Annotated in this window: 18 protein-coding genes; 12 read left to right on the forward strand and 6 right to left on the reverse strand. The window is 39.0% G+C overall.

The annotated features are described in order from the left end of the window. Window positions 1-9 precede the first annotated feature (9 nt). From BW139_RS15345 to BW139_RS15355, 3 genes are all read left to right on the forward strand, one after another. Window positions 10-522, forward strand: coding sequence for an MgtC/SapB family protein (locus tag BW139_RS15345; RefSeq protein WP_076920248.1), 513 nt, complete (start codon window positions 10-12; stop codon window positions 520-522). A gap of 92 nt (window positions 523-614) precedes the next feature. Beyond that, the gene (locus BW139_RS15350; protein ID WP_076920249.1) at window positions 615-1,721 is read left to right on the forward strand and encodes a hypothetical protein; all 1,107 of its coding nucleotides are present in this window, start codon (window positions 615-617) and stop codon (window positions 1,719-1,721) included. 55 nt (window positions 1,722-1,776) lie between these two features. Beyond that, the gene (locus BW139_RS15355; RefSeq protein WP_075169287.1) at window positions 1,777-2,433 is read left to right on the forward strand and encodes a hypothetical protein; all 657 of its coding nucleotides are present in this window, start codon (window positions 1,777-1,779) and stop codon (window positions 2,431-2,433) included. Between the two features lie 28 nt (window positions 2,434-2,461). Here BW139_RS15355 and BW139_RS15360 read toward each other — a convergent pair whose 3' ends face one another. Continuing rightward, window positions 2,462-3,472 (reverse strand): GlxA family transcriptional regulator, encoded by a 1,011-nt coding sequence (locus tag BW139_RS15360; protein ID WP_076920250.1) that lies wholly within the window; start codon window positions 3,470-3,472, stop codon window positions 2,462-2,464. A 128-nt stretch (window positions 3,473-3,600) separates the two neighbouring features. Here BW139_RS15360 and BW139_RS15365 point away from each other — a divergent pair, with 128 nt between their 5' ends. Then, complete coding sequence (locus BW139_RS15365) at window positions 3,601-5,508, forward strand: beta-ketoacyl synthase (protein WP_076920251.1); 1,908 nt, start codon at window positions 3,601-3,603, stop codon at window positions 5,506-5,508. A gap of 52 nt (window positions 5,509-5,560) precedes the next feature. Here the strand turns inward: BW139_RS15365 and BW139_RS15370 are convergent, their stop codons facing one another. Continuing rightward, window positions 5,561-6,745, reverse strand: a complete 1,185-nt coding sequence (locus BW139_RS15370; protein WP_076920252.1) for a DUF1624 domain-containing protein — start codon at window positions 6,743-6,745, stop codon at window positions 5,561-5,563. 203 nt (window positions 6,746-6,948) lie between these two features. Between BW139_RS15370 and BW139_RS15375 the strand changes: the two genes are divergently transcribed. Next, complete coding sequence (locus tag BW139_RS15375) at window positions 6,949-7,323, forward strand: hypothetical protein (RefSeq protein WP_076920253.1); 375 nt, start codon at window positions 6,949-6,951, stop codon at window positions 7,321-7,323. On the opposite strand, the gene fghA is transcribed toward BW139_RS15375, so the two are convergent. Next, on the reverse strand, window positions 7,277-8,119 hold the full coding sequence (gene fghA, locus BW139_RS15380; RefSeq protein ID WP_076920254.1) for an S-formylglutathione hydrolase: 843 nt from the start codon (window positions 8,117-8,119) through the stop codon (window positions 7,277-7,279). The genes BW139_RS15375 and fghA overlap by 47 nt on opposite strands. A 58-nt stretch (window positions 8,120-8,177) precedes the next feature. Then, on the reverse strand, window positions 8,178-9,299 hold the full coding sequence (locus BW139_RS15385) for an S-(hydroxymethyl)glutathione dehydrogenase/class III alcohol dehydrogenase (protein WP_076920255.1): 1,122 nt from the start codon (window positions 9,297-9,299) through the stop codon (window positions 8,178-8,180). 130 nt (window positions 9,300-9,429) lie between these two features. Here BW139_RS15385 and BW139_RS15390 point away from each other — a divergent pair, with 130 nt between their 5' ends. The 7 genes from BW139_RS15390 (at window position 9,430) to BW139_RS15420 (ending at window position 17,141) form a co-directional block, all read left to right on the forward strand. Then, complete coding sequence (locus BW139_RS15390; protein ID WP_175611418.1) at window positions 9,430-10,302, forward strand: LysR family transcriptional regulator; 873 nt, start codon at window positions 9,430-9,432, stop codon at window positions 10,300-10,302. A gap of 136 nt (window positions 10,303-10,438) precedes the next feature. After that, window positions 10,439-11,656, forward strand: coding sequence for a lipoprotein-releasing ABC transporter permease subunit (locus tag BW139_RS15395; protein ID WP_076920257.1), 1,218 nt, complete (start codon window positions 10,439-10,441; stop codon window positions 11,654-11,656). After that, entirely contained in the window at window positions 11,649-12,347 is a 699-nt protein-coding gene (lolD, locus tag BW139_RS15400) for a lipoprotein-releasing ABC transporter ATP-binding protein LolD (RefSeq protein WP_076920258.1), read from the forward strand. The genes BW139_RS15395 and lolD overlap by 8 nt, the downstream gene beginning before the upstream one ends. After that, entirely contained in the window at window positions 12,337-13,581 is a 1,245-nt protein-coding gene (locus BW139_RS15405; RefSeq protein ID WP_076920259.1) for a lipoprotein-releasing ABC transporter permease subunit, read from the forward strand. Before lolD ends, BW139_RS15405 begins: the two co-directional genes overlap by 11 nt. Window positions 13,582-13,678: 97 nt before the next feature. Next, a complete protein-coding gene (locus BW139_RS15410; protein ID WP_076920260.1) occupies window positions 13,679-14,152 on the forward strand; it encodes a DUF1456 family protein in 474 nt (157 codons plus the stop codon). A 402-nt stretch (window positions 14,153-14,554) separates the two neighbouring features. Then, window positions 14,555-15,907, forward strand: coding sequence for an NADP-specific glutamate dehydrogenase (gene gdhA, locus BW139_RS15415; protein ID WP_076920261.1), 1,353 nt, complete (start codon window positions 14,555-14,557; stop codon window positions 15,905-15,907). A 145-nt stretch (window positions 15,908-16,052) separates the two neighbouring features. Further along, window positions 16,053-17,141: a GGDEF domain-containing protein gene (locus tag BW139_RS15420; RefSeq protein WP_076920262.1), complete on the forward strand. Its 1,089-nt coding sequence runs from the start codon at window positions 16,053-16,055 to the stop codon at window positions 17,139-17,141. Window positions 17,142-17,210: 69 nt separating this feature from the next. On the opposite strand, the gene BW139_RS15425 is transcribed toward BW139_RS15420, so the two are convergent. Beyond that, the gene (locus BW139_RS15425; protein ID WP_076920263.1) at window positions 17,211-18,944 is read right to left on the reverse strand and encodes an AMP-binding protein; all 1,734 of its coding nucleotides are present in this window, start codon (window positions 18,942-18,944) and stop codon (window positions 17,211-17,213) included. 170 nt (window positions 18,945-19,114) lie between these two features. Beyond that, complete coding sequence (locus BW139_RS15430; protein ID WP_008110482.1) at window positions 19,115-19,561, reverse strand: DUF3010 family protein; 447 nt, start codon at window positions 19,559-19,561, stop codon at window positions 19,115-19,117. Between the last annotated feature and the right edge of the window lie 266 nt (window positions 19,562-19,827).

A 19,827-nucleotide genomic window follows, 5' to 3' on the forward strand; every position in this document is an offset into this window, starting at 1 on the left:
GGATATTAAGTGATATTTTTAGATTTTATCGATGTAGCGCCATACTCATGGGCAGCTATTGGCACCGCCGCTTTTTGTGGCGCTATTATTGGTATAGAGCGTCAATTGCGCGGTAAACCTGTGGGTATTCGTACATCAGCATTAATAACGTTAGGCACATATTTGTTTTTATCTACGGCGTTTAATTTACAAGGGGATGTGATTGATCATTCTCGTGTAGTGGGGCAAATAATCACGGGTATTGGTTTTTTAGGCGCAGGCGTTATGCTAGCAAAAGACGGTGCAGTAGTAGGGGTTACCTCCGCGGCCACAATTTGGGTGCTTGCGTCTATTGGCGTGATGATCGCAACCGAAAACTTAGGTGCTGCAATTAAGCTTTCTATATTGGTGGTTGGTATTTTATATGGTGTTGATGTGCTCGAAGCTAAGTTTAAAAGCCTCAGCAAAGGTGTGCATGCTAAAGTAAAAAGTTATCACAAACGTTATTATCGAAAAGACAGTATAGATACCGAACGCCACTAAATAGTGGCGTTTTTGCTTTAATTAATATATTTATTTACATGAACTCTAGATTAATGAGAGGATAGTATTTTAATGGATTAAAGGTATTAAGAATGCAAGGAAGTTGTATAGATGTTTTTCCAGTTCCTGAAAATAGAAAATATTGGGTCGTTAGGGCTGGAGTAGGGGCTCACTTTTTCTCTCATTTCGTTCAAAATAATCTTGTAGCAATTGGTCATGCTGATATGCTCAATTTATCTACCTTCGAGGACACTAGCTTCCTATCCATTGAACAAAAATCAAAAATAATTTCATCACATCAGAAATTTCTTCTTGAAAAAGGTGAATCAAAAAGTCAGATAGGTAATAAAAACGCACAGATAAAACGGTTTATCACAGATATCAAAAAGAATGATATAGTCATTAGTGTAAGTGATGAACGTATTATAGCTGGCGTTATTAAGTCTGATTGTTATTTTAGTGACCAATCAATAGAATTAACAGACCTAGTTAAAGTAAAAGATGTAAAGACTTGCGATTTTTCTTTAAGATACGATGTTCACTGGGGTAGAAGCCAAAGTAGAGATAATATTCCTTACCCATTAGAAAGAAGTTTAAAAAATACTGGTGCTGTCTTTGGGGTAAACAAAATTGAGCATATCCAAGCTTTAAACCATTGGCTTTTCCCAATCCATTTAGTTAATGATGAAGTTAGATGTTCAGTTAATATTGCTTCAGAAAAAGCTTTAGGAAATAATGAAGTCGCTAATTTATCAAATACTTATCGACAGTTAGAGTTACTTTCTTCTTTTTTGAGAACATGCAAGGGAGAAAATGATGCTTCCTTAGGTAATTTTTATAATTTCTTAAAAGATAATGCAAGCACTTTCAACTATGAACTGACAGTTCAACATGCATTTATGTCTCCTGGTGTAGAGTATCTTCAGTTAAATACAAATGATTTTATAAAAAATATTTATTTTGCAGCTGCCTTTGCTGCATTATTTAACACACAGATCGCTGTTGCAGATGAAATTAAAGCTGATATGAGAATTTCCAGTAGTAAAATAGCTATATTAGTGGAAGAAGTAAAAAGAGAAACGAAATTTAATAATAGTAAAAGCGAACTAAATTTAAGGATAAAAAAAGCAGATAAAGCGTTACTGGAACTAGATGATGGTTTTGGCGAGGCTATGCCTTCTAATAAACTGATTTTATAATTATTAACCTAAAATATATATAAAATGTTTCTATTATGAACATGTAGGGCTGCAAGTGAACTTTTTTGATGCATTTAAAAAACCATGGCGAGATAACTGGGCAGAGACTCTTCAATTTATTGTTGTAGCTTTTGGTTTAGTTTTTTCTGGTTTCTGGGCTTATCATACGTTTGATACACTTTTACAAAAAGATAGAGCTGAGGCTGAGTTAAAGAAAACGACAGCCGAGTTAACTAAAAGTAAGGCAGAGCTCGCAGATTTACAAAATAAAATTAATGGAGTTGATTCGAGCGTAATTGATATTGACTTAAAAACAACTGGCCTTCCCAATGGGAACGTAGGTTTGATAGTTAATGTAATTATTAAGAATACAGGGACTAATGATGTTCGTATGTCTTGGGTTGAATCACCTTTAAAAATTTATTTGACTAAATATAAAGGTGATAAATTGAAAGGAGAATCGTCGCTAAGTCCACTTTTATACTCTAGCCTTCAGGATCAAAATTCTCAAAATAAAAAATATATAGAGGAAGCACATCTCCTTGTTGGAGTGAAAAAGACTTTATCTTTTTTTACTGAAATTGAAAGATCGGGCTTATATTATTTAGCATTCGAAGCTTCTGTAGACTTATCAATAAAAAATAAATTAAACGACTCTGAAAAATTACCTGTTTGGTTTGCCTCTTCGTATATATTTATCGAAACTGAGTAATTTATTGTGCATATTTACAGAGTAAAACTTAACCAAATAATTTTCGTCGCACGACTTTACGGTATTCGCTGGGTGTTTGGCGTAATACTTTTTTAAATACTCGGGTTAAATGCCCTTGGTCGTTGTAACCAACCTCTAGTGCAAGCTCTTGAATTGACAAGTTAGAAGAAGCCAATAAATCTTTAGCGCCTTCTACTCGTAGCTGTTGCCAATACTCGATGGGGCTTTGGTTGGTGGCACTTCTAAATCGACGGGTAAAGGTGCGATAACTTAAACTAAATTGAGCTGCCACTTGTTGTAAATTAAGTTCACTGGCTAAATTTGTTTTTAACCAAAATTGTATTTGTGCAATCAGTTCATCAGGGTGCCTATCTACTGCTCCCTCTAAATAACGTTGATCTTCGTAGGGTTTACGAATTTCATGGGAAAAGTTGCGCTCTACATGTTGCGCCGCTTCTTTACCGTAATATTGACTAATAATATGCACGATAACATCAGCAAGTGCATTTAAACTGGCTACGGTATACATACGCTCTGACTGAGTGATAAAAAAATCCGGTTTTAAACTTACATTAGGGTAGTCATGCTTAAACTGCTTAGCATAATGCCAATGCGTAGTTGCGGGGTGGCCGTCAAGTAAACTAGCCTCTGCGACAAAGCAATTACCTGTGCCTACTCCAATTATATGACTTCCTACAGTAAAGCTCTCGCTCAACCAAGTGACTAATTGTTGATTAGTGCGAATCACTGGGCGTGGGTTACGCCAAATGCCTGGCACAATCACTAAATCGCAATAAGGTGAATTTTCGCTAGTACAATCAGGAATAATCGATAGCCCAGTTCGCGTCTTAATGGCATCACTATTTTTAGCCACTAAATGAATAGCCAGAGGTTTAAAGCTGTTTTTATCACTATGGCCTTTAGCAAATGCTTCGCCGGCACGTAGCATTTCAATCGGTAGTGTAAGACTGGTTACCAGCAAGTGTTCAAACACCGCAATACCAATATTAATGGGAGGGGGTAATGGGTTATTGCTCATTATGAATGCTCCGACCAGTTATTTTTGGCCTTTTATGCCGCTTATTTGGCTATTAAAGCACAAAGGTGTATCTGTAATCCAATTAAACTAATGTCATATTCTTATAACACGCATTTTAAAGGTAAATTATGACTGCATTACCCGTTATTGTAGGCATGGGAGGCATTAATGCCGCTGGCCGTACTTCTTTTCATCAAGGTTATCGTCGTATCGTGTTAGATAGCTTAGCGGCGCAAGCTCGCCAAGAAACGTTTTTAGGCCTTGCCACACTGATGAACTTGGTGACTACAGTAAACGGCCAACTTGAAGACAGCCATGGTAATCTTGTTGAGCAAAGCGACATTGAAGCACGCTTTGGTGAGCAAATTATTGCCGGTACTTTGATCCGTAAAATTGAAAAAGAACATTTTGATGTTGATGCCACACCTTGGCAGCAAAAAATGACCTTAACGGCTTCAGATGATAGTGCAATTGTGTTTGAAACACGTCGTCGTGACTTACCATCGCCTTTACCAAGTAACTGGCAAATAGATGATCTTGATAATAAAAAAGTAAAAGTCACGATTGCTGCTGAGCTTGACGTAAAGCATGACTCAACCCGTGATAACCCGATTAAGTCGGCAGGGCAATTTCCAACAGGATTTGATCCTGCCATTATGTATAACAGCCGCTACCAGCCGCGTGGTTTACAAGCGACTATATTTGCTGCCACCGATGCAATTAAATCAACAGGACTCGATTGGCAACACATTATGAATAGCGTAGAGCCTGACAAAATTGGCACCTACTCAGCCTCAGTTATTGGTCAAATGGATGATAAAGGCTTAGGTGGATTAGTTAAAGCACGGCAGCAGGGCGATCGTGTAAGTACTAAGCAGTTAGCGCTGGGTTTAAATACAATGTCGACCGATTTTATTAACGCCTATGTTACCGGCAATGTAGGGACAACTTTTTCAACATCGGGTGCATGTGCCACATTTTTATACAATTTACGTGCTGCCGTTAACGATATTCAAGCTGGGCGGACCCGTGTTGCAGTGGTTGCCAGTGTTGAATGTGCGATTACTCCAGAAGTGGTTGAAGGTTTTGGCAACATGAGCGCGCTGGCAAATATTGAAGGTTTGCGTCGTTTAGATAATTTAAGCAATGATGATGAGCCTGATTACCGTAAAAGTAGTCGTCCATTTGGTGAGAACTGTGGTTTTACCTTAGGTGAGGGTGCTCAGGTTGCTATATTAATGGATGATGCACTGGCATTGGAGCTCGGTGCAGATATTATGGGCAGTGTGCCCGATGTATTTGTGAATGCCGATGGGGTTAAAAAATCAATTACCTCACCAGGTCCTGGTAACTACATCACCATGGCGAAATCAGCTGCCCTTGCTACTAGCTTGTTAGGTAAAGAGGCACTGCAACAACGTAGCTTTATTTTAGCGCATGGCTCAAGTACACCACAAAACCGTGTTACTGAATCTTTAATTTATCATAAAGTTGCGCAAACATTTGCTATTGATAACTGGAAAGTGACTGCGCCTAAAGCCTATGTAGGCCATACTATTGCGCCAGCTAGTGGCGATCAGCTTGCCATTGCGTTAGGTGTATTTAGTCATAATATTATGCCCGGTATTACCACCATTGATAAAGTCGCCGACGATGTTTACAGCGAACATTTAGATATTCGTAATAGCCACTATGAGTGTGGTGATATGGATATTGCGTTTATTAACTCAAAAGGCTTTGGTGGAAATAATGCAACAGCCACTGTGCTGAGCGCAAAAGTAACTATGCAGATGCTTGCTAAACGCCATGGTGATGCGCTGATGAATAGCTACGCTGAAAAACATAGCCAAGTGAAAGCGGCGCAGCATACCTACCAAACGCAAGCTGACTTAGGTCAATACTCACTAATTTACCGTTTTGGTGATGGTTTAATTGAAGAAAATGAGATTGTTTTAGATGAGCACAGCATTACGCTGCCAGGCTTTGAAAAAGCAATCACATTCAGTACAACAAATTCCTATCAAGATATGTTCTAAGCACACATACTTGTTAGCAAGGCGCTTTTATAGCGCCTTTTTTAATGTCTGTTCAAATATACTTAGCAATTAAACTGTGTTTATTTTTTTGCTTCCATGCTAAATAATAATTGGCAAGAATGGCTGTTAAGCCAATTACGACTGCAATAAATACTAGTGTTGCAAAATAGCTCATACCGTATCCGGTTGGTAAACCCACCAGCGTTTCGCCATAAGTCATATCAGAAAAACTAAAGCCTAAAACAGGGATAAGTAACCAACTTATTGCATGCAGTAAATACAAGTGAGCTAAGTACGAGAACATACTCGTTTTACCCAATGCTTGTAAAAATGTTGGCGAAAAGTCACTTTTTAGCTTGCTCAATACTTTCAGCATAATTAGACCTATACCAACGGTTAACAACATAAACTGCAGGGAAAGTGGGTATTTGGTCGGGTTTAAAAATGACATTATAGTGAGTAAATAAGAGTCACTAATCGTAAATAGCGACGCGTCACCATAAAGGTTAAAGCCACGTAAAAGCGTATATAAAATTAGGCAGCTGACACCTAAAATTAAGCCATAATCCAGCACCCGGCTACTGTATTGCTTGGCCTTGTAATAAACACCTGCACAATAGGCTAACGCCATTAACCCAACAATAGGTGCAATGGGGTAGGTGGTTCTAATTTTAAAGTTAAAAGGAAGTTCGAGTACATTTTTTTGATGTAAAACAGACCATATAGTATTTACGAGTGTATTTGGCGCAAAGTTGACGGCATCAAATAAGTTGTGGCCAAATACTAAAATTAAGCCCATGGCAAAAATGGCATACAGACCAACTAAGCGTAAAAGCCCTAGAATAATAAATCCCCAACCTATCGCCCAAATAACCTGAGCGTATAACATTGGAAATAGTGGGTTAAAGCTCCAAGACCACGACACAATAGTAAATTCAAATAATATAAGCACTAGTCCACGTATAATTAAGCTTTTTGAAAATGCTTGTGTGGAAGTGTATTTATGTTCGGTTATCGCAGCTGAAAGACCCGCTAAAAATATAAATAATGGCGCACAAAAGTGCGATATAAAACGAGTAAAAAAAGTAAGCGCATCTGTTCCTGGTATGGTCATGGGATCGGTCACTGAATAATTTAGGCAATAATACATGCCGTGATCAATCACCATAAATATAATGATAAGACCCCGAAGTAAATCTATATGATGCAATCGATTTTGGGTTATAGGTAATGACATAAAAATGCTTTAGTAAGATGGAAAAAACGAGCTTAATTGTATGTTATATTATATCAATTTGCGAGGGTGATTATAAAATACTTAAGTGTAACTTATGTTGTAAACGATTTTGCTCACTAACAGATTTTTACAGTTTTGTTTTTTAATAGAGTTACTATATAAATAATTAAATCCTTCATCCACTAGCAATTCAAAGGCCAAACATGCAAAAAATATTTATTCTTTTATTAATGATTATGTCGAGTGGCTGTACCTTTGTTGGCGCTTTATTAGATGGGCAAGCCGTTTCAAATGCAGATGATAACCAAAGAATGAATAATCCAGCTCGTTCTACGCCCCATAAAAATCCACTTGAACCGGTTCCAGTTGATAAAGATGGATTCAATTTTACCGATCTCGGTTTAAAAATAGACTCTGCAGTATTTGGGTTAGTAAAAGGAGATGACGGGGTGATTAAAAAATGCAGGCAGGTTACTAAGGTCTTAAAAGAATGTGTAGAAGTAGATAAATCTACTCTACACAGTAATGAATCTAAGCAGTTAAAAACTGATGATGAAATAATAAGTGTTGGTCTATAAAACTACTAATAAAATAGTAACTATGGTCGTAGCCAGCTTGCATTTCGAGTGTTAACGGATAGTCCTTCTGTGTTGCAACTGCCACTAAGTTTTGTGGCTTAAGTTGTTCTTCTAAAAAGTTATCGGCATCACCTTGGCTGACCAACATAGGTAAATAATCAGCTTGTTTGGCTTGTTGCATTAACTCGCAGCTATCATATTCTGCCCACTGGGCTTTATCAGTACCTAAATAACCAGTAAAGGCTTTAACACCCCAAGGGCAATCTATCGGGTTAACAATTGGGCTAAATGCTGTAGCGCTGGTATACGCTTTAGGATTTTTAAGGGCAATCATTAATGCGCCGTGGCCACCCATAGAGTGCCCAGAAATTGCTTTTTTAGCCGTTACCGGAAAATGTTGCTCTATTAATGCGGGTAGTTCCTTCACCACATAGTCGTACATATTAAAATGAGTATTGTAAGGTGCCTGCGTTGCATTGACGTAAAACCCTGCACCTTGAGCAAAATCGTAGCTGTCTTCGTTAGGAACGTTTTCACCACGCGGACTGGTATCAGGTGCGACAATAGCAATGCCTAGCTCAGCCGCTTTTTTAAACGCGCCTGCTTTTTGCATAAAGTTTTCATCAGTACAGGTTAATCCTGATAACCAATAAAGTACTGGTACTTTATTTTTTTCACTGGCGCCTGGTGGTAAAAATACCGCAAAACGCATGCTGCAATGGGTGCTTGAGGAAGTATGGCTATACTGCTTATGCCAGCCACCAGCCACTTTTGCTGTTGAGATATTTTCTAACATAACAATCCTTAAAAGCCGTTACTAAATAGCAACGGCTGGTGTTGGTGATTAAAAGAAATTAGTAATGAATAACAGTACGAATACTCTTACCTTCATGCATTAAATCAAAGGCATCGTTTATTTCTTCAAGGCTCATGGTGTGGGTAATAAAGTCATTAAGGGCGAATTCACCCGCCATGTAGCGTTCAACAATTTCAGGAAGTTGCGAGCGACCTTTAACGCCGCCAAAAGCGCTACCACGCCATACACGACCGGTTACTAATTGGAACGGGCGAGTTGAAATTTCTTGGCCAGCACCGGCTACACCAATAATTACAGATTCTCCCCAGCCTTTATGACAACACTCAAGGGCAGAGCGCATTACATCAACGTTACCAATACATTCAAATGAGTAGTCAACACCGCCATCGGTCATCTCTACGATCACTTCTTGAATTGGCTTGTCGAAGTCTTTTGGATTAATTAAGTCGGTCGCACCGAGTTTAGTCGCAAGTTCAAACTTAGAGGTGTTAATATCAATACCAATAATACGGCTAGCCCCAGCCATTTTTGCGCCAATAATGGCAGACAAACCAATGCCACCTAGACCAAAAATAGCCACTGTATCGCCCGCTGTTACTTTTGCCGTATTTGTTACAGCGCCCATACCGGTAGTGACACCACAGCCTAATAAACAAATTTCTTCTAACGATGCTTCTTTATTTACTTTAGCTAGTGAGATTTCAGGAAGTACTGTGTACTCAGAAAAGGTTGAGCAACCCATGTAGTGATAAATTGGTTGGCCGTCTTTGTAAAAGCGCGTTGTGCCATCTGGCATTAAGCCTTTGCCTTGTGTTTCGCGTACAGCAGAGCACAAGTTGGTTTTGCCAGAAGTACACATTTTACATTCACCACATTCTGCGGTGTATAAAGGAATAACGTGATCGCCAACTTCTACACTGGTAACGCCTTCGCCCACAGCGTAAACCACCCCAGCGCCTTCATGGCCTAAAATAGCGGGGAAAATACCTTCAGGATCTTCACCTGATAAAGTAAAAGCATCTGTATGGCATACACCTGTGGCAGTGATTTTTACCATCACTTCGCCTTTTTTAGGCATCATCACGTCAACTTCTTCAACGCTTAAAGGCTGGTTAGGGCCCCAGGCAATTGCTGCTTTTGATTTTATAAATTCAGACATGTGTATATCCTTTGTAGTGGTTTAAATATCAATTGTAGACCCAAACTGTTTGGGTGATGTGTCTATTGTATTTATTTCTATAATAATGATAATCTCTAAATTAATAAAACACTTTTACAGTATGGTAATAATGATGCGTTGGGAAGGGATTGATGAGTTTATTGCAGTTGGCGAAGAGGGAAGTTTTACTCAAGCTGCACAGGCGTTGGGTTTATCGGTTGCCCATATTAGCCGCCATGTTACTAAGCTTGAACAACGGTTAAATACCCAACTATTAACGCGTACGACCCGAAAAGTGGTATTAACCAAAGAAGGTGAGCAGTTTTTACACCAAGTAAAACAATTACAACACGCTATGGATGAGGCCACTCAGGGGCTAGCCTCTGTGCAAACATCCCCTAAAGGTAAAATTAAATTAACCGCACCGGTTATGTATGGTGAGAGTTTTATTATGCCTATAGTGCATTCATTTATGCATGATCACCCAGAAGTAGAAGTAATCGCAACACTCTCTAATGAGCAAGAAAACCTGCTGGAAGGCGGCTTTGATTTAGCCATTCGATTAGGCCATTTAAAAGACTCAAGTCTAAAAGCGCGGCGATTGAGCTCAAGACGATTTATTATGTGTGCCGCACCTAGCTATTTAGCGCGTTTTGGCGAACCCCATACGTTAGGTGAACTTAACCAGCATCAATGCTTAATTGGTAACAGTAGTTATTGGCGAGTAAATGAAAACGGTCGTGACAAACATATTAAAGTAGCAGGGAGGTTGCATTGCAATAGCGGTTGGGCACTGGTTGACGGCGCTAAAAAAGGGTTGGGTATTGTTCAGTTGCCGGATTACTACATAGAGAATGAAATAAAAACAGGGCAGTTAGTACCAATATTAACAGCTTATCAACCTCAGCAAGAGGGTGTGTGGGGGCTCTATCCTCCGCGGCAATTTGTTGCTACTAATGTACGGGTATTACTTGATTATCTAGTAACAGGATTAAAAGTTTAGCTTGGCTTAGTGATTTGCTTATAATATAGCCAAGTATAAGATTTATAAATTATTTCTTACATTTATGGTGATATTCAATTGCGCTGAGTTCGTGCTACTATAAAGCCACACTTTTAGCATTAATGTTTTAATTAATATGTTTCAACCTGTTAGCCTGTTTATCGGACTTAGATATAGTCGCTCTTCCAAAGGCAATGCGTTTATTTCGTTTATTTCTTTTTTTTCTATTGCAGGTATAGCGATTGGTTTAATGGCGCTCTTTACAGTAAGTAGTGTCATGAACGGTTTTGAAAGCAGCCTGAAAACGAATATGCTCGGACTCATTCCACACGTTGAAGTGCAGGCAAAACAACACTCTAAAGCGCAAATGAATACTCTTAAAGCCGATCTTGAGCAATCACCGTATGTTGATCATGTTAGTTTATACCGCCATGGTGAAGCTATACTACAAACAAATAAAGACCTGCATGGTGTGCTGCTGCAAGGGCTCTATGATAATGATGGCTCGCTTTATAAAATCACTGACAAAGTAGTGCAGGGTAATTGGCAAAGCGTATTAAATATTAATTATCACATTGCCATTAGCCGCTATTTAAGCCGTAAACTCGGCGTTGGCTTAGGCGATAAACTGCGCGTTATTATGCCTAATGCATCTACTTATACACCCCTTGGTCGTGTTCCTAGTCAGCGTTTATTCAAAATTGCTGCTATTTACGAAACCGGATCTGAAATTGACATGGGACTGGCATTTACCAGTGGTGTGTCATTACAACGAGTATTAAAGCAAAGTAGCTCTACACCCCCTAATTTAAGTGTGTCACTGTATGAGCCATTTGCACTTAATGAATTTATTCAAGACAGCCAACGTATCCTCAAAAATTTTAGCTACTCCGATTGGCGCAGTACCCAAGGCACTTTATTTGCCGCTGTCGCGATGGAAAAACGCATTATGTCTATGCTCCTTGGCTTAATCGTGCTGGTGGCGGTGTTTAACATTGTGTCGGCGCTCACCATGATGGTGAGTGAAAAACAAAGCGAAGTCGCTATATTGCAAACTCTTGGGCTAACGCCAAGCCAAGTACAAACGGTATTTATGGTTCAAGGTTTATATAACGGAGTGATTGGTACGGTAGTAGGTGCCTCTTTAGGTATTTTATTTAGCTTATATATAAATGAACTGTTGGCGTTGGTTGGTTTAAATTTATTATCGGGGATTTCACTGCCGGTCAAATTTGATGTGCTTAGCTTAAGTGTGATTGCTGTTTTAAGCTTAGCCATGAGCTTTTTAGCGACTTTATATCCCGCGCGTCAGGCCGCCAAAGTAAACCCAGCAGAGGTATTACGTTATGAATGATTTAGTAATTAGTTGTGAACAAATAAGTAAAGCCTACCAAGACGGGCAAAACCAAGTTGAGGTATTAAAAGGGGTTGATTTAGCCCTAACCCAAGGTGAAATGTTAGCTATTGTAGGCAGCTCAGGTTCAGGTAAAAGTACCTTATTGCATATTTTAGGTACCTTAGATACCGCCAGTTCTGGCAGTGCAAAAATAAAAAATCAAGATGTGGCTAAACTGTCTCGCAGCCAACAAGCCGCGTTTAGAAATCAAAACTTAGGGTTTATTTATCAATTTCATCATTTATTAATGGAATTTAGTGCGGTTGAGAACGTTGCTATGCCACTGTTAATAAAAGGCTTGAGTGCCAAAGAAGCAAATATAAAAGCGCTCGACATGCTTGATAAAGTCGGCCTTGCCCACAGAAGTAGCCATAAACCGTCGGCACTTTCTGGTGGCGAACGCCAACGTGTTGCCATAGCGCGTGCTTTAGTAACTGAGCCTGCACTGGTGCTTGCTGATGAGCCAACAGGTAATTTAGATAAGCAAAACGCGATTAAAATTTACGATTTAATTAATCAGCTAAATAAAAGTTTAAACACCAGTTTTGTGGTGGTGACTCATGATTTAGAGCTTGCCGACAAGCTGGGTAAAATAGCGTATTTAGATGATGGTAAATTAACGATAAAAGAGTCGAGCCATGTTGCTTAGTGCCTTTATAAGTAAACGTTTCAGAGCCTACTCAGGCCATAAAGATGAAAAAAACGCGTTTGTTAGTTTTATTGCCAAGGCATCCACTATTGGCATTTTACTTGGTGTTGCCGTGTTGATTGTGGCGTTATCGGTGATCAATGGCTTTGAGCAACAATTAGTGCATCGTTTATTAAGTGTCGTGCCACAAGTTGAATATGTGGCACCAAGCAGGCCGATTGCTGACTGGCCCAGCAAAGTCGAAAAATTAAAACAGCAACCACAAGTCACAGGGGCAGCTCCATTTATAGCAGTAAATGGTATGGCGCAATTTAAAAGCCAATTAAAAGCAGTTGAAATACGTGGTGTTGAGCCTTCGCTAGAGAGCGACGTATCAGCGGTTAACCAATTTACACAAGGTAAATTAGTCAGTCAGCTAGCACTTGAGGATGTTATTTTAGGCAAGCAAATTGTCACTCAACTTAATATATCAATAGGCGACAATGTCACTTTATTGATCCCACAAATTAGTGAAAAAGGACAATCATTACTTGCGCCAAAACGGGTTACATTAACACTCGCAGGCATTATAGAAATGGGCGGTCCTATTGATAGCAGTGCCGCGTTTATTCACCTTAGCAAAGCACAACAAACCTTAGGTTACGATCAAAGCCAAGTAACCGGCCTACGTTTACGGGTTGATGATGTGTTTGCAGCGCACCAAATAGCGTTGAGAGTAGGGCAAACAGTCACTGATTATGTGTATATATCGAGTTGGTTTAGAACCCAAGGCAGCTTGTATCAAGACATTCAAATGGTGCGCACGATTGTTTATATTGTGGTGTTTTTAATTATTGCAGTCGCCAGTTTTAACATTGTTTCGTCATTAGTGATGGAAGTGCGCGAAAAAGAAGGCAATATTGCCATTTTAAAAACCATGGGTGCCAAAGACAGTACTATATTGGCTACTTTTGTAATGCAAGGCTTAACTCAAGCATTTGTTGGCGTTGTTTTAGGCTCTATTATTGGAGTCATTCTAGCAATCAATATTAGTGAGCTGTTTACTTGGCTGAGCTTATTGCTGGGTGAAAATCCGCTAGAAGGTGTGTATTTTATCGAATTCTTACCGAGTAAATTAGTTTGGCAAGATATAGTGTTAACTGTTATTGCCACCTTTGTGCTTGCAATATTGGCGACGCTGTATCCAGCATGGCAAGCAACACGTGTTGATCCGGCAAAAGTATTGGGTAATTAAACACAGTATTTAATAGGGCGCTACGTGTAACTCTGATAAACTGCGCCGCTATTAAACAGCTTTTGTTTGCTGAGCACTTATTTACCTGGGATTTACTTTGACAAATAACGATATTTTACGCCGTATTCGCTACACCTTTGATTTAACCGATTCAGCAATGGTTGACGTGTTCGCCGCTGCAGAGCAGAGCGTCAGCACAGAGCAGGTGATTGCATGGTTAACTAAAGAGGGCGAGAAGGGTTACACCCCAATAAGTGACACCGAATTTGCGGTATTTTTAAATGGCTTTATAAATACTAAGCGCGGTAAACGTGACGGTGAGCAGCCAATCCCAGAGACTAAATTAAACAATAATATTATTTTTATGAAATTACGTATTGCTTTAAATATGAAAGCAGAAGACGTGATTGCCACACTAGCCTTAGTTGATTTTGATTTAAGTAAGCATGAACTTAGTGCATTTTCACGTAAAGTTGAAAACAAACATTACCGTGTGTGTAACGATCAAGTTTTACGTTTATTTTTAACCGGTGTGCAGCGTACTTTTCGGCCAGATGGCGAAAAAGCTTAATGCATTTTATGGAGGTTGGTTAGCAACCTCCATTTAAACCTCTTAAACTAACTCACTAAAATCTACGCTATTATTAGTCTTATCCTTCTACAACTTCAGTCTTATAAAGCATTTTATATTGTTGCGCTCGTAAAAACGTAGAGTCGTCTTTTGTTTTACTATTTTTTTATTACTTTTAACGTGTTATTCATTCAAATTGGCGTTTTTAGCATATAAATTCTTTATTAATGGGTTTTTATACAAAATAAACAACAATTTAATTCAACATCAAACACGTGCATCCCGTTTATTTATGATGTTAAAGTGTAAAAATAATGATCGCATAATCAATTTCTCCACTAACAATAGCGTTGATCATTTTTCCTGTTTCGAATTAAAAAATACCCACATGGAAGAATAAATATGAATTATATACACAGAACAATTGCGCAATTAAAGCAGACGAGCCCTGCGCAATGTGAGTTTTATCAAGCAGTAGAAGAAGTGCTGGACTCGCTAGAGCCTATATTTGCGCAAACCAGTCATTACCAACAACAAGCAATTATTCAAAGAATGGTAGAGCCAGAGCGTCAGTTAATGTTTCGCGTGCCTTGGGTTGATGACGAGGGCAATATTCAAGTAAATAAAGGCTACCGTATCGAATTTAATTCAGCGCTGGGCCCTTACAAAGGCGGCTTACGTTTTCATCCAAGTGTAAATGCCAGCATCATAAAATTTTTAGGCTTCGAACAAATTTTTAAAAATGCACTGACTGGTTTGCCTATAGGCGGTGGCAAAGGAGGCGCTAACTTTGATCCTAAAGGACGCTCTGATGGCGAGATAATGCGTTTTTGCCAATCGTTTATGACCGAGTTATATCGTCATATTGGCCCTACAACCGATGTACCTGCAGGAGATATTGGCGTAGGGGCAAGAGAAATTGGTTATATGTTTGGCCAATACAAACGCTTAACAGGGCGCTATGAAGGCGTACTAACCGGTAAAAGCTTACTTTGGGGCGGATCGCTTGCTCGCAAAGAAGCAACGGGTTATGGCGCAGTGTATTTTGCTAACTATATGCTTAAAGATCGTGATGACAGCTTAGCAGGAAAACGCTGTTTAATTTCAGGCTCAGGCAATGTGGCTATTTATGCCATGGAAAAATTATATCAATTAGGGGCCACACCTATTGCCTGTAGTGACTCAAAAGGCACTTTGTACGATGAGAGTGGCATTGACTTAAAACTCATTAAACAATTAAAAGAGCACTCACGAGGATGCCTAAGTGACTACCTAGATACTCATCCTCAGGCAAAGTATACGCCCCGCGATGAGTACCCTCAGGATGGTCATGCTGTATGGCGTTACAGTGCGGATGCGGCTTTTCCTTGTGCTACGCAAAATGAATTAACCCAAGCGGATGCAAAAGCACTACTTGAAAATGGTTGTATTTTAGTTAGTGAAGGGGCAAATATGCCTTCAACCAAAGAAGCGATTGATTGCTTTATTGAAGCAAAAATAGCTTATGGCCCTGGCAAAGCAGCGAATGCCGGTGGGGTAGCAACTAGCCAATTAGAAATGGCGCAAAATGCCAGTATGCAAAGCTGGACGTTTGAAGAAGTTGATGAAAAGCTTAAGCAAATAATGAAAGATATTTTCACCACAGCCAACGACACCGCAAAAGAGTTTGATCAACCCGGCAACCTACTACTAGGCGCTAACATCGCTGGATTTAGACGTGTAGCCGATGCAATGATTGAACAAGGTGTAGTGTAACCACTCTCTTAATTTATGAGCCTATATAATTGAGATTATGTGGGCTTTTCTTAAGTTTTTTATTAGGTTAATTAAAATTTGATTCGCTAAACAAGGTGAGTCTACTATATTATTTTGATAAGGATGCCTAACAAGGAGAGTGACATTGCAGCTCTTACCTTCACAGTTTTATTTTTCAAGTGCCACCGAGCATGACTTTCAATACTTATTGAATAAAAACACGCTTCACATTGCTAATGTGACGCTGTATTTAGTTACGGTATTTTTATTGTCCTTTATTTTTATTTCTTGGTTTGATGATAAAAAAGAGAGTACCTCAACCATTAATATTCTGAGGATTATAATGGTGGGTTTGTCGGTTTATCTAATTTACATAAACAAAAAATTAAAACCTGAAAAATTGCATACTCGCTACTTTTTATACGGCATTTTATTTTGTTTATTATTTGGTTATTTCTTTTGGACTTATGTCAAAACCTATTATGAACTCCACGAAGGTGGCCCGATGTTAGTTGCGGCCGCATTTGTCGCTATTCCCATGTTACATTTAGGTCATAAGCTAGTCCTGTGGTCAATTATAGCTATCGGTTTATTAGTAATTGAACTTTATTCTTCTATATCAATTATCTGGACGCTCTATTTTTACTTCAGTATGGTTATTGTGATGGCCATAATTCAATATCAACTCGATATTTTACTACGTAAACAATACCAGGCTGAGCTCTTAGAAGCAGAGAAAGCCAATATTGATCAACTTACCGGTATGAGCAATAGGCATAGCTTTGACAAGCACTGTAAAACCTTAATAAAAAAGCTAAAACCCTCTCAATATTTAGCGCTTGCGATGATAGATGTTGATTATTTTAAAAAATATAACGATAACTATGGTCATTTAGAGGGTGATAACGTGTTGGTTGAAGTTGCAAACCGACTGAAAGATTGTGGTGCTGATATTACTGTGCGCTTTGGTGGGGAGGAATTTATATTAGTTAAAACGGTCGATGAAAATGAATTACATTGGCTGAGTGATTTAACACAGCGCTTTGCAAATGAGCCTATTGCTCATGCTTATTCTCCGTTTAATTACGTAACTGTATCTGCAGGGGTAGCTTATGATAAATATTGTCAACATAGGCCATCAATCGAAACTTTATTGGCTACAGCTGATACTGCCATGTACAAATCAAAAGCAGCAGGTAGAAACAGGCTTACTGTTAAAGTCATTAAGTCTTAGCTAAGTAATTTATAATAAAATACAATGCAACGTTTAATCGTTGCATTGTAATAAAGTAGCCGTTAACTATTACGAAAATGCTGATTCGGCGAGTTCTTCTTGCATTTGTTCGCGCATTTTAAATTTTTGCAATTTGCCGGTTACCGTCATTGGGTAATGTTCGACAAAGCGAATATATTTAGGCTGTTTAAAGTAGGCGAGTTTGTCTTTTAAAAACAATCGAATTGCTTGCTCATCAAGTACTTCACCTTCTTTAGGTTGGATCCAGGCACACACTTCTTCGCCAAACTTTTCATCGGTAATACCAAAAATTGCCGCATCTTGTATCCCTGGGTAGGTGTATAAAACCTCCTCAATCTCACGGGGGTATATATTTTCACCGCCGCGAATGATCATGTCTTTAATTCTGCCAACAATACTGACAAAGCCTTCACTGTCCATTACCCCCAAATCACCTGAATGTAACCAGCCTTGATTATCGATAGTGGCTTTGGTTTTCTCTTCATCATTCCAGTAGCAACGCATTATGCCGGCACCACGGCTACAAACCTCACCGGGTTGGCCTATTTTTTGAACTTCACCCACTTCATCAATAATTTTTACTTCAGTGTGCGCAAGTGCTCTTCCTACTGTGGTGACTTGACGTTCAATTGATGAGTCGGTTTCAGTGATATTGTTGATTGGGCTACACTCTGTTTGTCCATAGGCTATAACGACTTGGTTCATATTCATCAGTGTTTGTACTTTACGCATAACTTGTTCGGGACAGGTTGAGCCTGCCATAACGCCGGTTCGTAATGTACTTAAATCATAATCACTAAAGTTATTAAGCTCTAATTCGCTTATAAACATGGTAGGCACGCCATGAAGTCCGGTGCACTTTTCTTGTTGTACCACCTCTAATGTGGTTTTTGGATCGAAAGAATCACTAGGATAAATAGCCGCAGCGCCTTTACTTACACACAATAAGCTACCCAAAACCATGCCAAAACAGTGATAAAGCGGTACAGGGATACAGAGCTTATCGCGTTCAGTAAAATGCATTGCTTGGGCAACAAGCAGTGCATTATTAAGAATATTTTTATGCGTTAGCGTAGCCCCTTTAGGGTTTCCTGTGGTGCCAGAGGTAAACTGAATATTAATGTCTTGATTGCAATTGAGGGTTTTAGCCACCGCTTGAAGTTCTAACTGGTGGGCTTCTGAGGGTAAAGCGAGAATTTCATTAAATGAAAACATGCCATTTACTGGCTCATCACCTATGCAAATTACATTTTTTAATGAAGGAAGCTGAGCGGCTTTTAATTCCCCTTTTTGGCAACTGTTTAGCTCTGGGGCTAAACTTTGTAGCATATTAATATAGTGACTGCCCTTAAACGCTGTGGCAGTAATAAGTGTAGAGCATTCAACACTATTAAGGGCATATTGCAGTTCATTTGGGCGGTAAGCGGGGTTAATACACACCATGATTGCGCCGATTTTGGCCGTGGCAAATTGAGTTAAGCACCATTGTATATTATTGGGTGACCAAATACCGACCCTGTCACCGGGCTTTACCCCTAATGCCAACAGGCCCATAGCCAGCTGATCAATCTGTTGCTGAAATTCTTTATAGCTTAAGCGAATATTTTGATGAGCAACAACAACTGCGAGTGCTTCAGGGTTATTGTCGACAATTGAGTCAAGGTATTCTCCAATAGTTTGCTCTACCAGTGGTGTGCTTTGACTCCCCTTAAAATAACTATTTGATAGCGGTATAGTGTTTATTTGTTCTACTTCTTTGAGCACTGTTTGTGTCGCTTTCATGACATTCTCCATGTTTTTATCTATCCAAGGGCTGTTGATTAAATAAACACGAATTGTCGACAAAGGGAAGGGGGTTAGACTAATGTCTTACACTTGTATTTGGAAAATTTAAGCATAAAAAAACGCGTAATATTGAGCTATTACGCGTTTCTACAAAAAGGGGAATTAATTTACATTTCGTCGCTGCGGTAGGTTTTTTTCATGATATAAACGTAAGCATTAACGAATGCATTTTCTTGATATTTTTTAAGGCCTGTGTCTTCGAACGCGATAGGGATCGGGTTACGTTTTACTTGCTCTTTTATTTCAGTAGTTGAAAACACGCGAACATCGAGGTTGTCGATTAATTGGATAGCTGTTTCCATTTTGAACCCTTTAGCGCTGCCTGCAAATTTACCTTTAGGCTGGCGTTCGCGAATGGCAACAGAATCAATTTGATAATCTTGCATTAGTTTTGCAAAATCAAATTGAAATTTACGCATTACTTCAGTGTCGTTACCGTTACCTAAGGTAAAGCGTGTTTGGCGCACGTCACGAATATCAAAAACGTCGTTATCTTTACTTAAAATACAAAGTAGTACATCACTACCGGTAATTTCTACACCACATGTTCTCATTGTTAATCTCTACTATAACTTAATTACCGGTTATTATACGCAACACGCATTAAAATGCGAGTTTAAGCAGTTTACGTGCTGCTTTAATATCGTGTTTAACGTTAATTTGAGATTACCTGACTGAAGAAAAGTTATTAATTGCACATTTATGCTAAAATTGCGTGGTTTTTAATAGCTTAAAACTTGTAATTAACGCTGCAGCACGCGACAATATCTTTTTTGTAGTTGAGCAGACTCAGCACCTACATTAGCCTTTGTCGGCGAAA

Source organism: Pseudoalteromonas sp. SK18 (genome assembly GCF_001974855.1).
Taxonomy (GTDB): Bacteria; Pseudomonadota; Gammaproteobacteria; order Enterobacterales; family Alteromonadaceae; genus Pseudoalteromonas.